At 64.4% G+C, this 22,593-nt stretch carries 17 protein-coding genes; 1 reads left to right on the top strand and 16 read right to left on the bottom strand.

Going from position 1 to position 22,593, the window contains the following annotated elements; translation table 11 throughout:
- Nucleotides 1-14: 14 nt before the first annotated feature.
- The 3 genes from CupriaWKF_RS25770 to CupriaWKF_RS25780 form a co-directional block, all read right to left on the bottom strand.
- Nucleotides 15-1,322 (bottom strand): TolC family protein, encoded by a 1,308-nt coding sequence (locus CupriaWKF_RS25770; RefSeq protein WP_276101273.1) that lies wholly within the window; start codon nt 1,320-1,322, stop codon nt 15-17.
- A gap of 171 nt (nt 1,323-1,493) precedes the next feature.
- Nucleotides 1,494-1,862, bottom strand: coding sequence for a cation efflux protein, CzcI family (czcI, locus tag CupriaWKF_RS25775; RefSeq protein ID WP_276101274.1), 369 nt, complete (start codon nt 1,860-1,862; stop codon nt 1,494-1,496).
- Nucleotides 1,863-1,984: 122 nt separating this feature from the next.
- A complete protein-coding gene (locus CupriaWKF_RS25780; protein WP_276101275.1) occupies nt 1,985-2,164 on the bottom strand; it encodes a hypothetical protein in 180 nt (59 codons plus the stop codon).
- A 69-nt stretch (nt 2,165-2,233) separates the two neighbouring features.
- Between CupriaWKF_RS25780 and CupriaWKF_RS25785 the strand changes: the two genes are divergently transcribed.
- Entirely contained in the window at nt 2,234-4,378 is a 2,145-nt protein-coding gene (locus tag CupriaWKF_RS25785; protein ID WP_276103209.1) for a heavy metal translocating P-type ATPase, read from the top strand.
- A gap of 149 nt (nt 4,379-4,527) precedes the next feature.
- On the opposite strand, the gene CupriaWKF_RS25790 is transcribed toward CupriaWKF_RS25785, so the two are convergent.
- The 13 genes from CupriaWKF_RS25790 to CupriaWKF_RS25850 form a co-directional block, all read right to left on the bottom strand.
- A complete protein-coding gene (locus CupriaWKF_RS25790) occupies nt 4,528-7,944 on the bottom strand; it encodes an ImcF-related family protein (protein WP_276101276.1) in 3,417 nt (1,138 codons plus the stop codon).
- The gene (locus tag CupriaWKF_RS25795; protein ID WP_276101277.1) at nt 7,941-9,182 is read right to left on the bottom strand and encodes a hypothetical protein; all 1,242 of its coding nucleotides are present in this window, start codon (nt 9,180-9,182) and stop codon (nt 7,941-7,943) included. Before CupriaWKF_RS25795 ends, CupriaWKF_RS25790 begins: the two co-directional genes overlap by 4 nt.
- Before the next feature lie 92 nt (nt 9,183-9,274).
- Nucleotides 9,275-9,439, bottom strand: coding sequence for a PAAR domain-containing protein (locus CupriaWKF_RS25800; RefSeq protein ID WP_276101278.1), 165 nt, complete (start codon nt 9,437-9,439; stop codon nt 9,275-9,277).
- A complete protein-coding gene (locus tag CupriaWKF_RS25805; RefSeq protein ID WP_276101279.1) occupies nt 9,439-9,918 on the bottom strand; it encodes a hypothetical protein in 480 nt (159 codons plus the stop codon). The genes CupriaWKF_RS25800 and CupriaWKF_RS25805 overlap by 1 nt, the downstream gene beginning before the upstream one ends.
- Nucleotides 9,919-12,423 carry a hypothetical protein gene (locus tag CupriaWKF_RS25810; protein WP_276101280.1) on the bottom strand — a complete coding sequence of 835 codons (2,505 nt, stop codon included), beginning with the start codon at nt 12,421-12,423 and terminating at the stop codon, nt 9,919-9,921. It abuts the gene before it with no gap.
- 9 nt (nt 12,424-12,432) lie between these two features.
- On the bottom strand, nt 12,433-14,754 hold the full coding sequence (vgrG, locus tag CupriaWKF_RS25815) for a type VI secretion system Vgr family protein (protein ID WP_276103210.1): 2,322 nt from the start codon (nt 14,752-14,754) through the stop codon (nt 12,433-12,435).
- A 598-nt stretch (nt 14,755-15,352) separates the two neighbouring features.
- On the bottom strand, nt 15,353-16,252 hold the full coding sequence (locus CupriaWKF_RS25820; protein WP_276101281.1) for a polysaccharide deacetylase family protein: 900 nt from the start codon (nt 16,250-16,252) through the stop codon (nt 15,353-15,355).
- Nucleotides 16,253-16,262: 10 nt separating this feature from the next.
- Entirely contained in the window at nt 16,263-17,315 is a 1,053-nt protein-coding gene (locus CupriaWKF_RS25825; RefSeq protein ID WP_276101282.1) for a bifunctional UDP-4-keto-pentose/UDP-xylose synthase, read from the bottom strand.
- Nucleotides 17,312-18,256, bottom strand: a complete 945-nt coding sequence (locus CupriaWKF_RS25830) for a formyltransferase (RefSeq protein ID WP_276103211.1) — start codon at nt 18,254-18,256, stop codon at nt 17,312-17,314. The genes CupriaWKF_RS25825 and CupriaWKF_RS25830 overlap by 4 nt, the downstream gene beginning before the upstream one ends.
- On the bottom strand, nt 18,256-19,233 hold the full coding sequence (locus CupriaWKF_RS25835) for a glycosyltransferase (protein WP_276101283.1): 978 nt from the start codon (nt 19,231-19,233) through the stop codon (nt 18,256-18,258). Before CupriaWKF_RS25835 ends, CupriaWKF_RS25830 begins: the two co-directional genes overlap by 1 nt.
- Nucleotides 19,212-20,387, bottom strand: coding sequence for a DegT/DnrJ/EryC1/StrS aminotransferase family protein (locus tag CupriaWKF_RS25840; RefSeq protein WP_276101284.1), 1,176 nt, complete (start codon nt 20,385-20,387; stop codon nt 19,212-19,214). Before CupriaWKF_RS25840 ends, CupriaWKF_RS25835 begins: the two co-directional genes overlap by 22 nt.
- A gap of 43 nt (nt 20,388-20,430) precedes the next feature.
- Complete coding sequence (locus CupriaWKF_RS25845) at nt 20,431-20,802, bottom strand: EamA family transporter (protein ID WP_276101285.1); 372 nt, start codon at nt 20,800-20,802, stop codon at nt 20,431-20,433.
- Nucleotides 20,803-20,812: 10 nt separating this feature from the next.
- Nucleotides 20,813-22,534, bottom strand: a complete 1,722-nt coding sequence (locus tag CupriaWKF_RS25850) for a glycosyltransferase family 39 protein (protein ID WP_276101286.1) — start codon at nt 22,532-22,534, stop codon at nt 20,813-20,815.
- Nucleotides 22,535-22,593 lie beyond the last annotated feature (59 nt).

Here is a 22,593-nt window from a genome sequence, read left to right on the forward strand (position 1 = left end):
CCTTGTTGGGCGGGTCAGCGGCCGAGCATGCGGTCGATGGCGGTGGCGGCCTGGTAGGTGGCGGCCACGGCGCCGAGATAGCGCACGCGTGCCTGCAGCAGCGTGCGCTGGGCGTCGAGCACTTCGAGATAGGCGAACTTGCCCGCTTCGAATCCTTGCGCTGCCGCCTGGTAGGCGCGCTGCGCGGCCGGCAGCACGGTCTGGCGCAAGGTCAGCGCGCCGTTGCGCGACAGCGCGAGCTGGCCGGAGGCCTGGCGCAGATCGCTGGCCAGCCGCACGCGCGTGGCGCGGTATTCGTCGGCGGCCTTGTCGGCCTGGCGGATCGCGGTGTACAGGTTGCCCTGGTTGCGGTCGAACAGGGGCAACGGCAGCGAAACGCCCAGCACCGGGTAGTAGCCGCGATCCGACGAGTATTCGCGCTTGGCGCCGACGCTCACGGTCACGTCGGGGTATTGGCGGCTGCGTTCGACATTGACGAGCGCCTGGCGCCGCGCCATCTCGCTCTGGCTGGCGCGCATTGCTGGCGCGATGTCGAGCGTATCGTCGAGCGAGCCGGGCAGTGGCCGCGACGGCAGGGCTTCCAGGTCGCCGCTTGCCGAAGCGAATCCGGGCGCCTGGCTGCCCCACTGGGCTGCGAGCTGCTGGCGCGCGCTGTCCAGTGTGGCGCGTGCCTCGGCCAGTTCCAGTTCGGCGTTGGCCTGTTCGACCTCCGCGCGGGTCTGTTCCAGGGGGGAGACCTTGCCGGCCATCACGCGCCGCGCCGCGGCCTGCGTGCCGCGCGTGGCGATGCCGACCGAGCTTTCTGCCAGGCCGACACGCTCCTGTGCCACCAGCACCTGGAAGAAGGCGCCGATCACCGCGGCGCGCAGGTCGGCCTCGGCATTGTTCAGTTGCGCGCTGGCGAGGTCGCGCGCCTTCTGCGCGGCGTCGATGCGGGCCGAGCGCTTGCCGCCGAGTTCGATCGGCAGGCTCATCTGCGCGGTGGTGGTGCGCGACGCGCGCCGCGTGTCTTCCATCTCGAAGCCGATGGCCGGGTTCGGGATCGTCCGCGCCTGCGCGATGCCGCCTTCGGTGGCGTCAAGTTCCTGTCGGACAGCGGAAAGGGTGGGGTTGCGGGCCATGGCCACCGCCAGGGCGGTGTCCAGCGTCAGGATGCCTTGTGGTTCTGCCGGTTCTGCCGGTTCTGCCGGTTCCGCCGCGTCGAGCGGTCCTGCGGAGCGTTGCACCTGAGGCGCGGGCGGCATTGCTGCAGCGGTGGCGGATTGCGCGACGGGGCCGAGCAAGGCGGCAGCCAGCCCCAGTGGTATCACTACGTGTTTCATCGGGTATCACCAGATCGAAGCCAGGGAACACCGGCGTGATGCCATCAGCGGCACGCATGCGCGCTGACGGCGGTCACGCCGCGAGATCCGTCGATCCGGGATGCCTGCCCCTGCGCGGTCAGCGCGGGCGCGGCGAGGGCAGAAGATAGGCCGTGGCCCCGAACCGGCGGATTACGCCAGCCGCGGCCATTGGGGCCGATCCGGTTCGCGCGCCGGCACCGACCCGTAGTTCACGGGCAGCACGCGGTAGCGCACGGTGATGAAATGGTACGACAGAGGCTGTGTCGCGGCCGGCACCATGACGTGCGAGCCGGCGAAATGGCATATCGCGCAATCGGCATCGGGCAGCTTGCTGCCGGTCTTGCCTTGGGCGCCGGCCTCGTGCTCGTGCGTGTGATGGCCGAAGTGCCAGGCTGGCGCGGTGCCGGTTTCCTGCTGGCGCTGCTGCTCGCGCCCGTGCTCGCAGAATGCAGCCGCGCCCGCCCAGGTGAACTGGAGCGGCAGCATGATGGCGAACAGCAGGATCAGCAGGCGGCGCATGGCCGCGATTATAGCGGCGCATTGCGGCCGTCTTGCAAGCGCAGGTCGCGTCACCCTGACGCAGCCCGGGTCTTGTCGACGCCTTGCTTGACTCTGTAGCGGCTACAGGGTCTTCAATGGCATCAGGTCAAACCAGCTGGAAAGAAGAAATGGCTCGCACGACACCTGAAGACGCGCTGCCACACGAACACTTGCGCAGTGAAACAGGCTCCGGGCACCCTCACGGGCATACCCAAGAACATCATGGCCACGATCACGATCACGATCACGATCATGGCCACCAGCACGAGCAGGGTCACCACGACCTTGTGCCGCAACCAGCAGCGTGCTGCGGCGGCGGTTGCGGCGCGACGATCAGCGTCGCGCCCGTGGTGCCGGTCGCCATTCCGTCCGGCGCGCGCTCGGCCAGCTATCGTATCGACGCCATGGACTGTCCGACCGAGGAAACGCTGATCCGCAACAAGCTCGGGGGCATGGACGGCGTGGCGGCGCTCGATTTCAACCTGATGCAGCGCGTGCTGACCGTGCATCACACGCTGGCCTCGGCCGAACCCGTGGTCAAGGCGATTGCCAGCCTCGGCATGAAGGCGGAGCCGCTAGTCCCGGAGCAGGCCGCGCCGCTGCCCGCGGCGGAACACAAGCCGTGGTGGCCGCTGGCGCTGGCTGGAGTGGCCGCCGTCGGGGCTGAAGCCACCGAATGGCTGGGGTTCTGGGACCCGTGGTTGCCGGCGCTGCTGGCGATTGCGGCCGTGGCGTTGGGCGGGCTGACGACCTACCGCAAGGGATGGATCGCGCTGCGCAACGGCAACCTGAACATCAACGCACTGATGAGCATTGCCGTGACGGGCGCGCTGGTCCTGCGCGAATGGCCCGAAGCGGCCATGGTCATGGTGCTGTTCGCGCTGGCCGAACGCATCGAAGCCGCGTCGCTGGACCGTGCGCGCAATGCCATTCGCGGCCTCATGGCCATGGCGCCCGAGCAGGCCACCGTGCGGCAGGCGGATGGCAACTGGGCCGTCGTGCCGGCGGCCAGCGCGGCGGTGGGGGCGCTGGTGCGGCTGCGCCCCGGCGAACGCGTGGCGCTGGATGGGCGCGTGGTGCGCGGCCAGTCCGCGCTGGATCAGGCCCCGATCACCGGCGAGAGCGTGCCGGTCGACAAGGCCGCCGGCGACGCGCTGTTCGCGGGCTCCATCAACCAGTCCGGCGAGATCGAGTACGAAGTCACCGCGCCCGCCAACGATTCCACGCTGGCCCGCATCATTCACGCGGTGGAGGCGGCGCAAGCCAGCCGCGCGCCGACGCAGCGCTTTGTCGACCAGTTCGCTCGTATCTATACACCGACGGTCTTCGCCATCGCGCTAGCCATCGCGGTGCTGCCGCTGCTGGCCATGGGCGCGCCGTGGGTGGAGTGGATCTACAAGGCGCTGGTGCTGCTGGTGATCGCCTGCCCGTGCGCGCTCGTGATCTCTACGCCCGTGACTATCGTCAGCGGCCTGGCCGCCGCGGCGCGGCGCGGCATCCTGATCAAGGGCGGGGTCTACCTGGAGCAGGGCAAGGACCTGTCGTGGGTGGCGCTCGACAAGACTGGCACCATCACGCACGGCAAGCCCGCGCAGACCGACTACGCGATGCTCGTCGACAACGCGCCGCGGGCGCGTGCCATCGCCGCGAGCCTGGCCGCGAGGTCGGACCACCCGGTGTCGAAGGCGGTGGCCGCAGCGGCGCAGGCGGATGGCATCACCTTGCTGGACGTGACGGAATTCGAGGCGCTGGCCGGGCGGGGCACGCAGGGTCGTATCGATGGCGAGGACTACTGCCTCGGCAACCATCGGCTGATCCACGACATGGGTGCATGCTCGCCCGAACTGGAAGACCGCCTCGAGGTGCTGGAGCGCCAGGGCAAGACCGTGGTGCTGCTGGCGCGCGTCGGCAAGGACGGCGCAGCGGTGGCGCAGGCCATGTTCGCGGTGGCCGACACCGTGCGCGACGCCAGCCGCCAGGCCATTGCCGAGCTGCACGCGCTGGGCGTGAAGACCATCATGCTGTCCGGCGACAACCCGCATACCGCGCAGGCCATCGGCGCGCAGGTCGGCATCGACGAGGCGCGCGGCAACCAGTTGCCGCAGGACAAGGCGGATGCTATCGGCGCGCTGGCTATCGACACGCACGTTGCGCGCGGCAAGGTGGGCATGGTGGGCGACGGTATCAACGACGCGCCGGCACTTGCGCGGGCCGATATCGGCTTTGCCATGGGCGCGGCCGGCACCGATACCGCGATCGAAACCGCCGACGTGGCGCTGATGGATGACGACCTGCGCAAGATCCCCGCGTTCGTGCGGCTGTCGCGGCGCGCGTCGCGCATCCTGTGGCAGAACATCACGCTGGCGCTCGGCATCAAGGCGATATTCCTTGCGCTGACCGTGGCGGGGATGGGGACGATGTGGATGGCGGTGTTCGCCGATATGGGGACGAGCCTGCTGGTGGTGTTCAATGGGCTGCGGTTGGCGCGGCGGTGAGGCTTCGGCGTGCGCGGCCCCTTTCCCGTAAGCGGGAGAGGGGAGGGCCATGACCTGATGATTTGCTCCCCTCTCAATTTGTTCCCCTCTCAAACCAAAGTTGCTCCAGCCTTGGCCTTGCCTCTGGCTCACATGAGGCGTTGGCGAATCTACGGCAGCGCCGTCCTGCCCACCAGGAAGATGCGAGGCGGCGGCGTCAGGCCCTGCAGCGCGAGCATGTCCAGCGGACCACCGCCGGCCTCGGCCCGGATCAGGAACCGGATCATGGGAGGCATGCGCGTTGAGGGGGCCGATGGATCGTCCGGCGCGGCACGGGTGTCGGGTGCCGCCGGCCAACTGACCTGATAGGTCGCGCCGTCGATCTGTTCGACGTGGCCGCGCGCGAGCATGCGCAGGAACGCGAAGCGCCCGCCATATTCGTAGTTCTTGTTGGAACCCGCCGTCAGGAACTGCCATTGCAGTATCGTGCGCGGTTCCTGCAGATTGTTCGCGGGCCAGCTGAACCGTTGCCAGGTTTCGCTCTGGTTGTAGTAGCGCAACTGCTGCCCGTCGATATTCAGGACCGTATCGATGAGTTCTGCCGTCGGGATCGCCTTGATTTCGAAGTGATACTGGGGCTCGCCCTGCACCAGCAGGTTGGAAGCGACGCGCTGTAGCGTATTGATGAATTTAATGAACTGCGGGTCGAAGGTCACGCCGTGCGCGCCAGCGGCCGGCACCCACTGATTGCCCTGCAGCTCCAGCACCCCCGCGAGTTGGGTCGCCAGGAAGGTGGGGATGATGCCGCCCTGCGGGCGCATGAACTGTGCGAATTTGGGCAGCGAAGCGTCATTGGCCGTGTTGGCAAATGGATAGCGGCCGGCGAAGGTCTGTTCCCAGTCCATGACCACGAAGCGCTGCCAGGCCTCGTTCAGGCTGGCCTGCGCGGGCAGCACGATGGTCTGGGTGGCCTGCACGATGGGCCGCACGAACAGGGTGTCGCCCATGCCCGCCCATTCAGCCCCGAGGCTCGCCGCGACCAGTTGCGCATAGGCCCGTACATCGGCCAGGTCCGAACTTTTGCCCTGGAATAGCGCTTGCGCCATCTGTCGGGCCTGCTCTTCGGCATCGGCACCCGTATTGACTTGCTGCAGGTGCAGGCGCAAGGCCGTGGTCCGGTCGAGATACCGCTGCAGGTTCAGGTCGCTGCTGCCGCCTTGCCCGGCCCGGCCAGACTGGCCAATCAGGCGCAGCACCGGACCAAACGCGGCATCCAGCGGGCTGGCCGGGGCCGCGTTGGAAGCGTCGGGCGCGTCGTCCTGCTTGCCGAGGACGTCCTTGGCCTTGTTCATCAGCGTATCGGACAACGAGGCCTTCGGCACACCGGCACCGCCCTGGTACGCCAGCGACTTCATCAGCGCGATCACCGGTGACTGGCGCGCATCGGCCAGCAGCTTGAGCTGGTCAATGGCGGCGGGCAAGGTGGGCGCGGATTCCCAATGCAGGCTATTCATGAAGTCCTGCCAGTGCTGCGCGTAATCGGCGAAGTACTGCTCGGTCAGAGCCGCGCGCAGTTCGTCGGCGGAATTCTCGGGGGCAGCGGTCGCCGCCTTGCCACCAGCCAGTACCCAGTCGGTGGACACGTCGCGGCGCTTGGCGGCGGCCTCGATGGCATCCTCGACATAGCCTTCATAGGCCTGGCGCGTGAACACGCCGGGCACGACCGCCGTGGACCGCAGCAGTCCGCGCGCCTCCGTGCCGGCCGTCAGCGCCGGCAGCTTCAGGTCCGGGTACTTGTTGCCGGCACCGTTGAGGATGCCCTGGTACAGCGTGTCCTGGGCATTGCGCTGACCGATGACGGCCAGCAGCGTCTGGCGCGCACCGGCCACCAGTTCGGGGCGGGCTTCGATCTTCCAGTCCGGATGGGCCGGCAGGTGCTGCGCGTAGAACTTGAACAGGCGCTCGGCCAGGTCCTGCTTCTCTCCCGGCGTGATGCGGGCGTCGGTTGGCCAGTCCTGCGCGAGACGCTTCGCCAGGAAGGCGGGATCGGCACGCCCGGGGGTGGCCAGCATCAGGTAGGCCTTGAGGCCATCGTGCCCGGCAAGCGCCCACTGGCTGGTCTTGTCGTCCAGCGTCGTGGTCTGCAACTGGCCAAGGTCCACCAGCGAGGCCTCCAGGTTTTGCTGGACCGGCATAGTCAGTAGCTCGTGGCTCGCCTTCGCGTAGGGCTCCCACAGCGCGGCCAGCACCTCGGCGTCGCGGTTCAGCCCGAAGCGGGTCAGCAGCGGTGCGTGGTGCTGCGTGCGGGTTTCGTAGCGTTCGATTTCCTGCTGCAGGGCGAGCAGTGCGCGCAGGCGCATGGCGGGATTGGTCGCCGTCTGGACCGCTTGAATCGCCTGCCGCGTCTCGCTCAGGTCCTGGTGATTGCGCAGGCCGGACGCGGCCATGCCTGCGGTCCAGAGTCCTATCGATACCAGCGCGACGCCGGCGCACACGCTCATCGGATGCCAGCCGATGCGCTTGCCGGGCCGACGGCGGGCTGCCTCGCCGAAGTACCGCCAGTGCGGCAGGTCAGCGCTGTCTTGCCTCTCCGGCTGACTGCCCGCGCCAGAGGGGTATGGGGCAAAAGCCAGGCCACGGATGGGAATAGCCCAACGATGTCGGGCGCTCAGGCCAGCGGTCCAGTCAACCAGCGCCTGGGCGCGGGCGTCGAGCTGCTGGGAGAGCTTGGCCAGGTAGGTATTGCGATCGCCGTGGGTCAACTGATGCATGCCACGCTGTGCCAACCGATGGCTCAATGACTGCAGTGCGCGCTCGATAGCGGCAGCATCGGCCTGATTTGGCCATTCGCAAGCGATGACCAGCGAGTTGTTGCTGCCTGCAGCGTTTGTTCCGGCCACATCGAGCACGTAGACCGGCGCCGACCACCGCAGTGCCTTGGCGATGCGCGCCAATCCGATGCCGTAGGGATGAGCGCCCCGTTGCTGATTCGGCAAATCGATTTCCCCATCGGTGACGGCAACCACCGCATCGACCGGGCGGCGGCGTCGCAGCTTGTAGAGCCGCTTGAGCCAGTCGGCATCCGGCTGGCCGTTTTGGCCCCCTGACCATAGCAGTAGACCATTGTCGGTCAACAACCATCCGGTGGCCACGAGCCCCGGCAGGAGGCGGGCAATCGCTGTCTCATTGCCCGTGAGCAGCAGCCACGGCTGGCGATAGCGCCAGCGCCAACCCAAATGCGCACGCAGCGTCTCGCGCAAGGATTGGGATTGCGCCTTGACATCCAGACCGGGTTGCCCGGCACTTGCGGCGGCGCCGGCTGCTGGCTTCTGCTGTATGCGGTCGGCCACATATCGGACCGCTTTCATGTTGGCGACCGAGGCGAGCGCGGCCGCCATGAATTTCAGGAATACCAGCCCGACCAGGAAAAATACCAGCAGGCCGAGTTCCGCAATGGCCAACCACTCAGTCGGCCAGTGACGCTGCATGCCGATGACCAGCGCCGTCAGTGCCAGGGCAACGTAGACATGGCCAAGGGCAAGCCCGAGATAGAGCTCTGCGGATGATTTTGTTTTGCTTTCGCTCATACCTGTTTTCTGCACACTAGGGCGACGATGTCGTTACCGTGCTGGGAAAGCACAGCTTGCGGGAAACCAGTGCGGGATGCCTGTTCGATGGCGAGCGCCGTGGCGAGCCAGGCTCCGGCGTCGGCGCAATCTCCCACTACGGTATCGATATCGATCCATTTCGCTTGCGGGCTGACATCCGGTGCGGCCTTGATTTGCCGAGTGGCATCCTCCGTCAGGGCGTAAGCCCAAATTGTCGGCACTGGTGTGTCCGCGATCTGACCCCAGCGAGCCGCCAGAATCATGGCCTGTGACGCATCGTCAAACGAGCCCTTGGCCGGGCGATGAAGATGCAGCGCTGCTCCTGAAGCGGGCATATTTGAGGCCACTCCGGGCCGTGCCACCAGCAGGGCTGTGCCGGCTTCCGCAACACCGTTCGCCAGTAGCTTGCTGATGGCGGGACGGAGCTGGATCGCCACCAGCAGATGCACTTCGTGCGGCGTCATACTGTCGTGCCAGGCATCCACCTCGAACAGCGAGACATCGCTGGCGCTCGCCATCGTCGTAATGCGCAAGGCCGGGGCAATGGCGGCAATCCGCGCTTCCAGGCGACCACGCAGCTCTTCGGGCTTGCGCATCGCCTGCAAGCTCAGATGCACGTGAAGGTCGCAGTCTGCCGGCAACGCCAGCAGGCCGGGTCGAATCCTTTCGATCAGTTGGTCCAGCAGCCAGTCACCGATTACCTGTTGACGAACAACTTCGGCTCGGGCGTTGCCGGGAGGGAATCGCTGGCCGGGTATCTCCAGCCAGCGGGCCTGCACGTCGGTACCGGGCGCTGTGCCACTGGATCTCAAGTCCAACAGTGTCGCGCCGCTGACGATGCCATCGACATCGTTCTCCTTTTCGTCACCAGCAAAACACCAGGCATGTCCAAGCACTGCCAGCGGCACGCCCGCCTCTGCGTGACATCCCGCCTCGATCCTGTCACTAGCGGCATTGTCCGCGATGGTCTGACGGCATTGCAGGTGACCGTGCCCAAGACGCAGAAAGAGCAGACAGCCCCACAGAAGCGGTGCATAGCCGACGCAGCACAGCCAGAAGAGCGCATCAAGCGGCACCCGTGCAGGCCACAGGGTGATGGTGAGGGCAGCGCCGACACCCATGATGACCACGAGCAGCAGCGCCCACACCAGTACGGAGAGCCGGGGCGGCGGTGGCACCGCGACACGCGGCGGAACCCTTCCAAAGTCGACTGGCATCTATCGGACCGCCGCGCCTTGTGATGTGGCAATCAGGACGCTGCCGCATTCGGTTTGGTCCCCATCTCGGGACGGCGGAACGCTCGCGTTCGTCATGTGGGCGCTGCAGTGGTGATCCGGCTGTCGCCGTGGATCGGGCAGGACACGATGTCGCCGACGCGTGCGGTCCGCCGACCCTTTACCTGGATACTGTCGGAGCCGGCTAGCACCTTGCCGCCGTGGCTCGTGGCATCGTCTTCATATGCGAGGTTTTTCATTATTTCGCACCCACATCTCGATACTCCTCCCGAGTCATTCCTTCATATGCCTGTTGCTTAATTGACGCATCATTAAGGCAAATTAAGTTCGCCACTCTTTTGTCACCGAGATAAATAACTATCCCTGCGGAAAGATTATGATCATCATCGATTTTAATGGTTTTATCATAAAGGTAATATTTGTAATCACCATTCAAAAATTTAATGTGTGCCTCCCCTCCGCCTGCGTATGGAGTGTAGCTAAAACGGAACGCATCTATTTTTTTTCTATTTGATATTTCTATATCAATTCTTCCTCGCCTACCACTTCGGTAGACAAGTGCGCCATCGCTTCGTGCCTGGCACAACGAAGATTTCTTTTGGGGGAGCTCGCAATTAAAAACCGCAGCCTCATCGTCTTTGCACAAATTGTCCGCGTACGCATGCAAGCTCCAACCAAAGAGCATCAAAACTAAGATGGGAAAATGCGAGAGCTTCATTTAGGTACTCTGCGGCAGCCCCAAAATGGCGGCAACCTTGTTGTAGCGACGAAGACGGTCGGGATATCCATTTTGCCCGCCATTAACTTTTTGTGTGACGTCCGCGACGCTTCTTGAGTCTGCGGTCGGATTTAGATTGTTCTTAGACCAAAATATAAATGCGGATTCGACGGCGTATTGAGCATTTTCCGAAATAAGCTCAGGATGTGAAATGAAATCTTTAATGTCATAGGGATCGCGTTTATTGTGCTCATCTTGGAATGATTGATATCCCGCCTTGCCTGTAACTTGAAGAATCCCTCTTCCTCGATATTTGAATCCTTCGCCGGTAGACTCCCCTCCGTTGCCCATTCTATCTGCATAAACATACGAACCTAGGTGCTCAGGGTTGTGAGCATAATAGCTCTCTTGGCTCCACAGCTTCTCCCTAAGTCGCCCATGAGTACAATCATCACATGATTCATTGTAATTTTTTTTGCCTCCCTTGCACCCGAAGGTCTTGCGCATGATCTTCGGTCTAAAATCCAAATCCTCACTCCGGACCCGTAGAGCACTTTCATGAGCTACTTGAGATAGAAAATGAGCAATACGTTTGGGGGTGCTTACATCGTAGATTTTTGCGTACATATTTAGATAGGGCAAAATCCCTTCGTAGTGAGCCCGTGAATTTCCTGGCTCCGCCGCAATTAACATTTCCATCGTGATTGGCTGACGCTCGCATGCGAAATTCCCAACCAGCCCAATCGGATGAATATGAAAGACATCCGACCCCGGTAGATTCGGTATCCCGGCCTTGACCTCATCCCACCAGACCAGCTTCTCGATACGCTGCTGCTCGGCCTTGTGCTGGGCCTTCGATTCCGTCTCTGCTTCGATGGCCTGGATAAGCTGAATCCACTTGGCCGGGTTGGCCCACTCACTCTCGTGCTTGATGATCAGGCGTGACATGCGCAGGGCGCGCCACGGGTCGTCGGCGGCATCGCATAGTTCATCCGCCGCGTGGCTGCCGTCCCCGATGGTATAGATGGCCCGATAGACTCTTGCCATTAGGGGACTGAGCTTATCCAGCGCGCCCGGTGAGGGAACATCCTTGCCAAGCGAGTAATCGACATACGCCTTGGCGGTTGCAAACATCGTGTGTGTCGGGTCGTGCGGGTCTTCGAAGGTATCAAAATCAACCCACTCTTGAGGGTATTCAAGGGTCACTCTTCCACCATCAAAACCTTCTTCGCGCACCCAGCCGCTAATGTTCTCGCCGCGCACGTTCGCGCTGTCCACCTTCCACCACGGGCGTTTCTGATGGTCAGCCGCGCCCGGCGTGGTCTCCATGACCTTGTTATTTTGCTGCTTGCCCAATTCCGCCAATGACAGCACCTGGACGACGCCGGTCAGCGGGGCGCCCTGTCCTTCGTTGAGCGCGGCCTTGTACAGCTTGGTCTGCTTAGCAATCCGCAGAATGGTCGGATCACTCGGCAGACCAAACTGTTTCCAACAATCCGGGGCAAGGTGTGCGTTCTGCTCAATCCATGCTCGACTCTTCTCAAGGACGGTTTTGATATCGTCCCCGCAGAAGACCTCAATGTGGACCATCTTGTTCGAGGTCTTCTTATTCAGCGAGTCATAGCGGCCCAGGTAGCCGATAAGGTCGCCTGCTTTGATGGGGATGGGCGTGGTTGGCACGACCACTCGGTCTAGGAGGGAATCCGGCATGACTGCCTCGACCACGCCGCCGCCGTTCTCTTTGCCCAGGAACGCCCAGCCACCTGCCGCAGCAGTTGTGGCCACGAACGCGCCCACCGTCGGCGGATACAGTTGCGTGCCGTGAGTGTCCTTGATCTTGCCCCAATCACCGGCGCGTTCGCTGATGCTGAACTGCGTGCCCTGCGGCAGGATGCAAAAGGGGGTGCCGTGCGGGTGGGTAGCCCGGGCCCTCAAGCCAAGTTGCGTCGGCGCAGTCGTGCCGCTCCGGTTGGGATGGGGCTTGTCCTTGGCAAACCTGGTCACCTTGAATTCGGGGGACCAGTACGCAGGCTTCGGCTGCGCTGGGTCGCTCTCGTACCCGGCGAAGTCCTGCAAATGCATGTACAGGCTGAAGAATGTCAGCTTGGTGCCCCTCGGAAACTCCATCTGGTGGCGCACCAGGGCAAAGCCCGTGCTATAGGCTGCACTGAAGGCGGGCTTGTCGCCTTCTGCCGGTAGCTCGCTGGTTAGGTAAGTGCGATTCAGCCGCCAGGCCACCACCTCGCCGTCCGCGATGCAACGCACACCGCATTTCAGGTCCAGAAGCGAACCCGAGCCGGCTTCCGATACATGGATGCCACCGTGCCACATGCCTTCGCTGCTGACCGAGTACGTACCGGATGGCTCGTTCTTCAGAATCTTGTGAAACTCGTGCTCGTCCGTGATCTCGACGGACGCGTTGCCCTTGCCCTTCTTGCGGAACGGAAAGGTGAAGCGCAACTGCTTCAGCGGCGGCAGCGCCGGAGTTGGTGTCGTATTGGCCATGCCTATGCCTTATTCGGAAAAGCCAAAGTTCATGTCGCCCTTGATGTCTTTCACCGGGGCATTCGTCCAGTTCGGGAGGGTGAAGCTGCCACCTGCGGGCCCCGCCACATTGAGGTTGCCCTTAGCTTCGATCTGGCCGCTCGGGCTTGCCAGCACGATCTTGCCGTTGCTGATCGTGATGTACGCGCCGGAGCCATCGCCCAGCGTGATGCCCTGAGATGCGGTAATCATGACCTTGCCCTCGGATGAATTGACCACCACGTCCTTCAGTGCCATCAGTTCCATTGCATCGCCGTGCGCCTGGATTTGCACTTTGCCCTTGGCCGCAAAGATGCGGATGCCCAGCTTCGCGGCAAACAGCGATATCGCTTCTCCAGCGGCCACGGTTATGCGCTTGATGACGCCAATATCCAGACCACTGCCAGCGGTCATGAACAGCTGCTTACGCGACGCCAGCTGCATGTTCTCCCCACTCGTCACGCCCACGCCGTGCGGGGCCGTAGCAACCAGGACAGGCTTCTGCAGGCTCAGCAGCTTCTGTTCAACCAGCGTACGTTGCTGCTCGATGTCTGCGAGCCACGCCTTGGCGGCGTTGGCTGAGTCATTGAGGGAATTCAGTATTTCGGTGGCCTGTTTGAGGGTGGCTTCGGCATCCTGCATATCCAGTTGCTGGCCATTCGCCCCCGGCTGGTCATCGGCCGACAGGAACAGTCCCTTGCCACCACGCACGGCGCCCCAGCCGGAAGTCCGTAGTTCGAACCCGTCGCCGCGCTGCTTCTTCTTGTAGTCGACGAGATAGCCGAGGTTCAGTTGGGTCTTGCCGCCGTACTCGGTGGACAGCTTGATGCTTTCCTGGCCGTGCCAGTCTTCGAAGCGCAGCTTGTTGTTGCTCTGGGTGCGGATGACATTGCGGGACAGCCACCGATCCTGATTGTGGATGAGATCACTGTGCTGGCTGTGGTGCATCGCGTGCGCGATGTAGGGCTTGTTTGGATTCCCATCCCGGAAGGCAATGGCTACCTCGGTGCCGTCAATCAGCGGGAAGTGGAAGCCCGTCTGCAAGGCCCCGGCGAAGGGCTTGGCGAGGCGCAACGGAACGCTCTCGCCGCCCTTGGGCCACTTGTCGAAGTCCAGGTCGAAACGGACGATGTAGTGGCCGTCCTGCGTCAGATAGGCGTACTTGTACTCGCCCGGCGATGTGATGCGTCCGCTGAGCGTCCCGGCGATGCGCGGCCACCGGGACTCGTCCATCGCCAGGCGGAAGCGCCGGTCGCACGGGATGGCCTGGTAGAAGACGTTGCGGTACGCCTGGTCACGGCCGCCGCTGTGCACGACCCCGGTGACGACCTGGCCGCTGGGTGCATCCGGCAGGGCGGTGTCCATACGCAGAATACGCGCCGGGCGCAGCGCCAGCACATTGCTCTGGCCCGCGTAGACCAGTTGCCCAGCGTACGCCGCCTCGTGCCGCAGCTGCGCCTCCCACTTCGCGCCGGCCTCGTCCAGGTGGTGCGTGCCGTAGACATAGGGCTGCCCATAGGTCGTCCTGTCCTTGTGGGCGATGTTCGCCTCGCCGGCCTTGCGTTCCCATGAGGCATCGGGGTTGTAATCCGCTACCCGGTAGGATTCCGGAACCGTCCTGGTATGCGTCCGGATGTCGTAGACCGCCTCCAGGCCCGATTCCAGCCCCGCCGTCTCCCGGTACGGCACGCGCAACTCGGGCTGGTAGATGTAGTGGTCGATGTCGTCGCCGAACACCACCATCTCACCGAACTTGCCGGGGATGAAATAGCAGTACAGGCCCTCCTGCTCCATCAGCAGCCGGATATAGTCCCAGTCCGACATCTCGTACTGAAGGCGGAACGCGTGCTGTGGGTATTGACGTCGGGTCTTGAAGGCGAATTGGTGTCCCTTCAACTCGTGACCGCGCAGGATGGTCTCGATGATCTGTGGCGCGGTCTTCTGCTGATAGATGCGACTGCGTTTCGTGATGCTAAGGCGCGCGACCTGCGGTACCACCACGATTTCATAGGCACAGAAGTCCCGGGTCTCCCGCGTCTTGGAAAACTCGGAAATCCAGCCGGCAAACTTCCGCGGCTCGCTGTCCTGGCCGCCATCAATGACGAAGGCGGCGTCCCGGCTCAGGTAGTCGGCGCGGTCCAGCTCCAGCGGATGGGTGAGCTGGACCGTGACCCGATAAGGCTCACCCAGTCGCTCGATCGCTTCGAAGGACACCACTGACAGCGCGGCGGCAGTGGCCGACCCAGGCACCTCCAGAAAATAGACTTGTCGTCCCGTCGGCAGCTTGGCTGCGTGATCCCATCTTTCGGCCATGATCGCAATCCTTGTATCGGTTGCGCCGCTGCGCGGCACGCAGCGCGTCAGGTGTACGCTGGGCAATTGGTGCAATACCCGAATTTGGCGATACAGAATGCCAAGATCAAAGCAAGCCAGATATAGGACTAATCCGATTTTTGAGAAAAAAGATTCGTATTTTGAGGTATTTAAATCTAAATCAAATACAGTCGACTTGATGGCCACCGAAGCAACGTTAAACGCCGGAGCAAATTGCCAAAATGGAACCTGGAGGGCGAAGGCTGAAACGCATCGCCACGGCAAAGGCGCAGCAGATCGCGCTGGCAAATGCCGCGCGTCACCGCAAGGGAGCGGGTCGGCGAATGCCGGCCGGTCAGGAAGCCGTCAAAATCGGGCCGCGCCCCATTCTGCGCTGAGCGCATCAAAATCGTGGGCGGGCTTGGGGGAGATGGGCCAGTTGGCGTCGGACAGCGGCGCCCCCGCTGGTTACTGTTCCTTAAGAATCAAAGGTGTACAGTTCAGATTGTTGTAGGCCAAACTGGCGGGTTCTCTTCTCCATGCAATGGAGAGGGCAGGGGGAAGGGCGGGAGCCTCTACGAAGTGGCCCGCCTGCATTTCAAGGCTGAATGATCAGCTCGCCGCTGCGCCCTTCAATCGACCCCCACGTCACCGGCAGCGTCGGCAGGGTGTCGCGGTCGATGTGCCGGTAATACGTGGCCATCGACACCAGCTCATGCCCCTGCGCGCGCCAGCCTTGCAGCAGGCGGCGGAACACGGGCGCGAGCTTGCCGCCTTCCAGTTCCGTGTGCAGCGTGAAGACATGGTCGCGCATGCCGCCCGCGCCTTCCGTCAGGCGCAGCACGGCCTCATGGACGTTGTCCTCGGTGAGGCCGTCCACGCCGATCATTTCGTCGAGCGTGGGCAGCGTGGTTGGAATCTGCACATGGCGGCAGGCCACGCCGCCGACAGTCGGGATGTACGGCGCCGTGCCGCGCCCGTCCGACGCGTAGGCCATGCCCCAGTCGTCGATCTGCCGGAACGCCTCGTCGTTCATCTGCCAGCCGGCCGCGCCATGCGTGGGCGGGGCTTCGCCGAAGATGTCGACATAGCGGTCGAATGCGTTCTGCATCTGGCGGCGCGTCCAGGCGGGATCGCGCTGGCGCACGTTGTCCTGCCAGTAGACATGATCCCAGGTATGGATGCCGCATTCATGGCCGGCCGTGCGCGCCGCGCGCATTTCGGCGGCCGCCTTGCGGCCGATGTCCGGCCCCGGCAGCAGCACGCCGTACATCAGCGTGCGCAGGCCGTAGTTGGACACCACCGAGGTGCGCGACACCTTCTTCAGGAACCCGGGCCGGAATATGCGGCGCAGTGCCCAGCCGGTGTGGTCCGGGCCCAGGCTGTACAGGAAGGTGGCCTGTGCCTGCACGGCATCGAGCATGGACAGCAGCGCCGGCACGCCTTCGCGCGTGCCGCGCAGCGTGTCGACGTCAACCTTGAGGGCGATTCTGGCCATGGCTCCGCGCTCAGTTGGCGCTGTCGACGAGGGTGCGTGCTTCCACGACCTTTTCGCGATAGGCCTCGAAGATCTGGCGCAGCGCCTGCTCCATCGTCACCTCGGGCTTCCAGCCCAGTTCCTGCATGGTGTTGTCGATCTTCGGCACGCGGTGCTGCACGTCCTGGTAGCCCTTGCCGTAGAAGTCGCCCGACGAGGTCTCGACGATCTGCGTCTTGCGCGCCTCTTCGGCGTACTCGGGGTAGTCGGCGGCCATCTTCAGCATCATCTCGGCCAGCTCGCGCACCGAGTGGATGTTGGACGGGTTGCCGATGTTGAAGATCTTGCCGGTGGCCACGCCGTTGGGGTTCTCGATGATGCGCATCAGCGCCGAGATGCCGTCCGAGATATCGGCGAACGCGCGCTTCTGCGCCCCGCCGTCGACCAGCTTGATCGGCTCGCCGCGCACGATATGGCCGAGGAACTGCGTGACCACGCGCGAGGAGCCTTCCTTCGATTCGAAGATCGAGTCCAGCCCGGCGCCGATCCAGTTGAACGGGCGGAACAGCGTGTAGTTCAGGCCCTGTTCCATGCCGTAGGCGTGGATGACGCGGTCCATGAGCTGCTTGGAGCAGGCGTAGATCCAGCGCGGCTTGTTGATCGGGCCGTAGATCAGCGGCGAGGACTCGGGGTCGAACTCGTCGTCGGCGCACATGCCGTAGACCTCGGAGGTCGACGGGAACACCAGGTGCTTGCCGTACTTGACCGCGGCGCGCACGATCGGCAGGTTGGCTTCGAAGTCGAGCTCGAACACGCGCAGCGGCTGGCGCACGTAGGTGGCGGGGGTGGCAATGGCCACCAGCGGCAGGACCACGTCGCATTTGCGGATGTTGTACTCGATCCACTCCTTGTTGATGGTGATGTCACCCTCGAAGAAGTGCATGCGCGGATGGTTGACCAGGTCACCGAGGCGGTCGGACGACATGTCCATGCCGTAGACCTCCCACGGCGTGGTTTCCAGGATGCGGCGCGTCAGGTGGTGGCCGATGAAGCCGTTGACGCCAAGAATCAGGACCTTTTTCATCGGTTTTCCTCGTTGGACTGTTCGGTAAGAATGGGGGCAAGCGACTCCGGGGTGACCGGGGACGACGTCGCGGCGGCAAGCAGGGTGTCAATGCGCACCTGGCCGCCGTCGCCGCACAGGCCGACGATCTGGCCCTGGCTGACATGCAGGCCGGGGCGCCATCCGGTCGGCAGCGTAGCCGGCGTAGAGGCGGACAGCGGGCGGCGCGCCTGCGCAACGATGAAGCGCTGGCCGGCAATATCGGTGAATGCGCCCGGGTAGGGCGGCGCCACCGCGCGGATCAGGTTGTAGACCTCGGCCGCCGGGCGGCTCCAGTCGATGCGGCCGTCCTCGGGGCGGCGGCCCGAGAAGTAGCTGCCCTCGGCCAGCACGTTAGGCAGCTGCGGCGTCTTGCCCGCCATCATGGCCGGCAGCGCGCGCCACAGTGTCTGCTCGGCCGCCACGGTGACTTTCTCGAAGACTTCGCCGGCGGTGTCGTCCGGCAGAATCGGCACGGCCGTCTGGTCGACGATGTAGCCGGCGTCGGGCTTGGCTTCCATCGCGTGCAGCGTGGCGCCGGTCTCGGTCTCGCCGTGCAGCACGGCCCAGTTGACCGGCACGCGGCCGCGGTACTTGGGCAGCAGCGATCCGTGCATGTTGAACGCGCCTTGCGGCGCCAGCGCCAGCACGCTGGCCGGGATCATCGAGCGGTAGTAGAAGGAGAAGATGACGTCGGGCCGGGCGTCGCGCACGGCCTGCGCGATCGCCGGGTCGGTCGGATCCTCGCCGTACACGAATGGGATACCCAGTTCCGTGGCGGTATCCGCCACGCGGCGGAACCAGATGTTCTCGTCGGCACGGTCGCGATGCGTGATGACCAGCGCCACCTCTACGCCGCGCGCATGCAGCACGCGCAGGCAGCGGTCGCCGACGTTGTGGTAGCCAAAGACAACCGCGCGCATCATGCCTCCGTCCGTTGGCGGGCCGGGTCCGCCTCAAGGACGGCCTTGATGCGGTAGCGCGGCCGGTCGCGTACTTCCTGGTAGATGCGGCCCACGTATTCGCCGAGCAGGCCCAGGCCGAACAGCAGGATGCCGATCAGGAAGAAGTTCACGGCGAACAGGGTGAACACACCCTGGACTTCCGAGCCGAACAGGAAGCGGCGCGCCACCAGAACGACGAACAGGACCCCGGACAACAGGGACAGGATCGTCCCCATGGCCGAGAACCATTGCAGCGGCACGATCGAGAAGCCGGTGACCAGGTCGAAATTCAGGCGGATGAGCTGGTACAGCGAGTACTTGGACTCGCCCGCGTGGCGCTGCTCGTGGCCGACCTCGATCTCCACCGGACTCGACGCGAACGTGTAGGCCAGCGCGGGAATGAAGGTGTTGACCTCGCGGCAGGCATTGATGGTGTCCACCACGTTGCGGTCATACGCGCGCAGCATGCAGCCCTGGTCCGTCATGCGGATCCGGGTGATCTTCTCGCGCAGCCCGTTCATGGCCCGCGACGCATAGCGGCGGAAGGCCGTGTCGTTGCGCTGGCGGCGAATGGTGCCGACGTAGTCGTGGCCTTCGCGCATGGTCTGCACCAGGCGCGGGATTTCCTCGGGCGGGTTCTGCAGGTCGGCGTCCAGCGTGATCACGATCTTGCCGCGCGTATGCTCGAAGCCGGCGAGGATGGCCATGTGCTGGCCAAAGTTGCCGTTGAACAGCACCACCCGGGTCACGTCCGGGCGCTTGTGGAACTGCGCCGCGAGCATCGCCGCCGAGCGGTCGACGCTGCCGTCATTGATGAAAATGACCTCGTACGAGTCGCCAAGGTCGTCGAGCACCGGATACAGGCGGTCGAACAGGGCTTGCAGCCCGTCCTCTTCGTTGTAGACCGGGATGACGACCGAAACCTCGACCGGGCTCATTTGGAGAGACGTTTGCATGTTTCGCTGAGAGTTGCGCAGACCCGTTCCACGTCGGTGGCTTGCATGGCAGGGAAGAGCGGCAGCGTGACGATGCCGCGCCCGATGCGCTCGGCGTGCGGCAGCATGCCTTCGCGCCAGCCGAGGGAACGGTAATAGGTGAAAAGGTGAATCGGGGGATAGTGCACGCCGGTGCCGATGCCGCGCTCGCGCATGGCCTGCATGACGTTGTGGCGCGCATGCTGCGGGCCGCCTTCCAGGCGCTCCGTGGGCAGCACGACCTGGAACATGTGCCAGTTGGTGGTGGCCTGATTCGGATCCAGCGGCAGCGGCAGTTCAATGCCCAGCTCGGCCAGTCCTGCGTCGGCGGCGCAACGGAAATAGGTTTCGGCCAGTTCCGCGCGGCGCGCGGTAATACCATCCAGCTTGGCCAGCTGCGCCAGGCCGATCGCGGCATTCACGTCGGTCAGGTTGAACTTGCCCCCGGGCTCTTCCACGTCCATGCCGTCCATGCCGGAGCGGATCACGCCCTGCAGGCGCAGGCGCTCGGCGCGCACGGCTTCCTCGGGCGTATTCATCACCAGGCAGCCGCCTTCGACGCTGGTGATGTTCTTGTTGGCCTGGAAGCTGAAGCTGACCAGGTCGCCAAACGCGCCGATGCGCTTGCCCTGCCAGCGCGAATCGATGGCCTGGGCGGCATCTTCGATCACGCGCAGCCTGTGCTTTGAGGCGATCGCGTAGAGCCGCTCCATGTCGACGGGCAGGCCCGACAGGTACACCGGCATGATCGCGCGCGTGCGCGGCGTGATGGCCGCTTCCACGGCGTCCAGGTCGATGTTGCGGGTGCGCGGGTCGATGTCGACGAACACCGGCTTTGCGCCGACCGCCAGCACCACGTTGGCAGTGGCGACCCACGTGATCGGCGTGGTGATGACTTCATCGCCAGGCCCGATATCCGCGATGCGCAGGGCGATCTCCATCGTCGCCGAGCCATTGGCGAAGGTGCGCACGGGGCGCCCGCCGAAGAGCTGGGACAGCGCGTCCTCGAACGCCTGCATCTTCGGGCCGGAGGTGATCCAGCCGGATGCGAGCACCTTGCCGACTTCGGCAATGGTGTCGGCGTCGATCTCGGGCCGGACGAAGGGAAGGAATTCGGAAGCGGCGGTAGCGGTCATCGGGAAGCTTGCCAGTAGAAGTGCAGCACAGTTGGGCGCCGGTTCACGAGCGCGCGATCAGGAACACGCCGGCCAGGATCAGCAGGATGCCGCACACGCGCAGCGGTCCGATCATCTCGCCGAACAGCCACCATGCGGCCAGCGCATTCACCACATAGCCGAGCGAGAGCATGGGATAGGCGATCGACACGTCCACGCGCGACAGCCCGACGATCCACACGCCTACGCTGACGACATAGAGCGTCAGCCCGGCCAGCACCGGCCACTGCGTCAGCACGCGCAGTGCCGTCACCAGCAGCGTGCTGCGTTCGATGGTGATGGCGCCGACGGCGTTGACGCCGGCCTTGAGCAGCAGTTGCGCGGCGGCGTTGAGCAGTACGCCGGTAAAGATAAAGGCAAAAGTCGATAGCGTCATGGCGCCGGGTTCAGTCCTTGGAAGATTGCGGCCGGGCCTGTGCCGGCAGCGGGAAATTGGCAACGACGATGCGGCGCTTGTCTTCGGCGACCGTGCGCATCGGCACGCCGCGCGCGCTCAGGTCCTGGAACGTGTCGGCCGACATGATGGCGATGGCGTGCGGACCCTGTTTCCAGCGTTCGACAAACGCGTCGACGGTCGGAATCCATTTCTGCGGCTCCTGGCCGACACCGAACTCCAGCTCGTCGGGGTGCTCCACGAGGATGGTAGTCCGGCGCAGGTAGAACGGCAGGGTGTGGTCCAGCAGGCGCACGCTGTAGACCGGCATGTCGGGCGTCAGCACCGCGCTGATCGCGGGCACGAGGTCGGCGCCGGAAGCCGGGCGGCCCATGGCTTCATGCCCGCGCAAGGCCAGTGTCGCGCACAGGAACATGGCCACAGCATAAGCGACGATGCTGGGGAATACGCCACGCGCACGCATCAGGTGACGGGCGAGCAACGCACCGGCGAGCATGCAGGCAAAGGCCAGGCCGATCCACAGCGCGAATTCGCGGTAGACCGCATTGGGCGTGCTGGGCTTGTCGAGCGTTGCCAGGTAAGGGCTGGCCAGCAAGCCGAGAATGGCCAGCACCAGCATGAAGTTCACCTGCCGCCGCCATGAGCGCTCGGTGGTGGTGTCGAGCGCCACGCCAGCCAGGATGCCCAGCGCCGGGAAGATCGGCACGATATAGCCCGGCAGCTTCGAGCCCGACAGGCTGAAGAAGACGAAGATGGCAATGGCCCAGATGGCGGCGAGCAGCGCCGGCTGGAACGGCCGCGGGGCACTGCCGCGTGCCACGCCGGCGCGTTCGCGCACGGCCTGCCACATGCCCGGGAAGGCGCCCAGCCATGGCAGGAAGCCCGCGACCAGCAGCGGCACGAAGTACCACAGCGGGCCCTTGCGCGAATGCACCGTGGAGGTGTAGCGCTGCCAGTGCTCGTGAATGAAGAAGAAGTTCAGGAATTCGGAGTTGCGCTCGGACACCAGCCAGAACCAGGGCACGGTGACCACGAGCATCAGCGCGATGCCGGCCACCAGATGCAGGCGGCCCCACAGGCCGAAGTCGCGCGTGACGAGCGTATAGACCACCAGCACCAGCCCGGGCAGGGCAATGCCAACCAGGCCCTTGGTCAGGATGGCCACGCCCATGGCGACCCAGCACGCCAGCATCCAGTTGCGGCGGGCCGCCGGCGTGGCTTCGGGGTGCTGGGCCAGCAGCATGAAGGCGAGCACGCAGGCCATCGCGCCCGACAGCGTCATGTCCAGCGAATTGAAATGCGCCGCCACGTTCCACATCGGCGCGGCGACCAGCACCAGCCCCGTCAGCAGGGCCGCGCGCGCGCCAAACCAGCGGTGCGCGGCGAGCATCGAAACCAGCAGGCCGATGGCGCCGGACAGCGCCACGCACAACCGCGCCTGCCAGTCCCCAATGCCGAACAGCGTATAGGACAGCGCGGTCACCCAGAGATGGAAGGGCGGTTTTTCGAAGTACTTGAGCGACTGGTAGCGAATCGTCACCCAGTCGCCGCTGACGAACATCTCGCGGGCAATTTCGGCGTAGCGGCCTTCGTCCGAGCGCAGCAAGTGGCGCATCTCGAGCGAGCCGAACCAGACCAGCAGGATGCCGATGCTGATCAGGGCGATCACGCCAACTGACAGACCGGCATAGCGCGAGGTCGATGTACTACGCATAGAACTCCATGGAATTGTCGACGGATGAATGGCTGGCATCGCGTGGCGCGACAGGCAGA

Origin of the sequence: Cupriavidus sp. WKF15, assembly GCF_029278605.1 — a bacterium.
GTDB lineage: Bacteria > Pseudomonadota > Gammaproteobacteria > Burkholderiales > Burkholderiaceae > Cupriavidus.

Excerpts from the sequence above, each read along its gene's own strand:
- CupriaWKF_RS25835 (WP_276101283.1), bottom strand. The coding sequence starts at position 19,233 with ATGCAAACGTCTCTCCAAATGAGCCCGGTCGAGGTTTCGGTCGTCATC.
- CupriaWKF_RS25840 (WP_276101284.1), bottom strand. The coding sequence starts at position 20,387 with ATGACCGCTACCGCCGCTTCCGAATTCCTTCCCTTCGTCCGGCCCGAG.
- CupriaWKF_RS25825 (WP_276101282.1), bottom strand. The coding sequence starts at position 17,315 with ATGAAAAAGGTCCTGATTCTTGGCGTCAACGGCTTCATCGGCCACCAC.
- czcI (WP_276101274.1), bottom strand. The coding sequence starts at position 1,862 with ATGCGCCGCCTGCTGATCCTGCTGTTCGCCATCATGCTGCCGCTCCAG.
- CupriaWKF_RS25770 (WP_276101273.1), bottom strand. The coding sequence starts at position 1,322 with ATGAAACACGTAGTGATACCACTGGGGCTGGCTGCCGCCTTGCTCGGC.
- CupriaWKF_RS25850 (WP_276101286.1), bottom strand. The coding sequence starts at position 22,534 with ATGCGTAGTACATCGACCTCGCGCTATGCCGGTCTGTCAGTTGGCGTG.
- CupriaWKF_RS25830 (WP_276103211.1), bottom strand. The coding sequence starts at position 18,256 with ATGCGCGCGGTTGTCTTTGGCTACCACAACGTCGGCGACCGCTGCCTG.
- CupriaWKF_RS25810 (WP_276101280.1), bottom strand. The coding sequence starts at position 12,423 with ATGGCCAATACGACACCAACTCCGGCGCTGCCGCCGCTGAAGCAGTTG.
- CupriaWKF_RS25800 (WP_276101278.1), bottom strand. The coding sequence starts at position 9,439 with ATGAAAAACCTCGCATATGAAGACGATGCCACGAGCCACGGCGGCAAG.
- vgrG (WP_276103210.1), bottom strand. The coding sequence starts at position 14,754 with ATGGCCGAAAGATGGGATCACGCAGCCAAGCTGCCGACGGGACGACAA.
- CupriaWKF_RS25820 (WP_276101281.1), bottom strand. The coding sequence starts at position 16,252 with ATGGCCAGAATCGCCCTCAAGGTTGACGTCGACACGCTGCGCGGCACG.
- CupriaWKF_RS25805 (WP_276101279.1), bottom strand. The coding sequence starts at position 9,918 with ATGAAGCTCTCGCATTTTCCCATCTTAGTTTTGATGCTCTTTGGTTGG.
- CupriaWKF_RS25790 (WP_276101276.1), bottom strand. The coding sequence starts at position 7,944 with ATGAGCGAAAGCAAAACAAAATCATCCGCAGAGCTCTATCTCGGGCTT.
- CupriaWKF_RS25845 (WP_276101285.1), bottom strand. The coding sequence starts at position 20,802 with ATGACGCTATCGACTTTTGCCTTTATCTTTACCGGCGTACTGCTCAAC.
- CupriaWKF_RS25795 (WP_276101277.1), bottom strand. The coding sequence starts at position 9,182 with ATGCCAGTCGACTTTGGAAGGGTTCCGCCGCGTGTCGCGGTGCCACCG.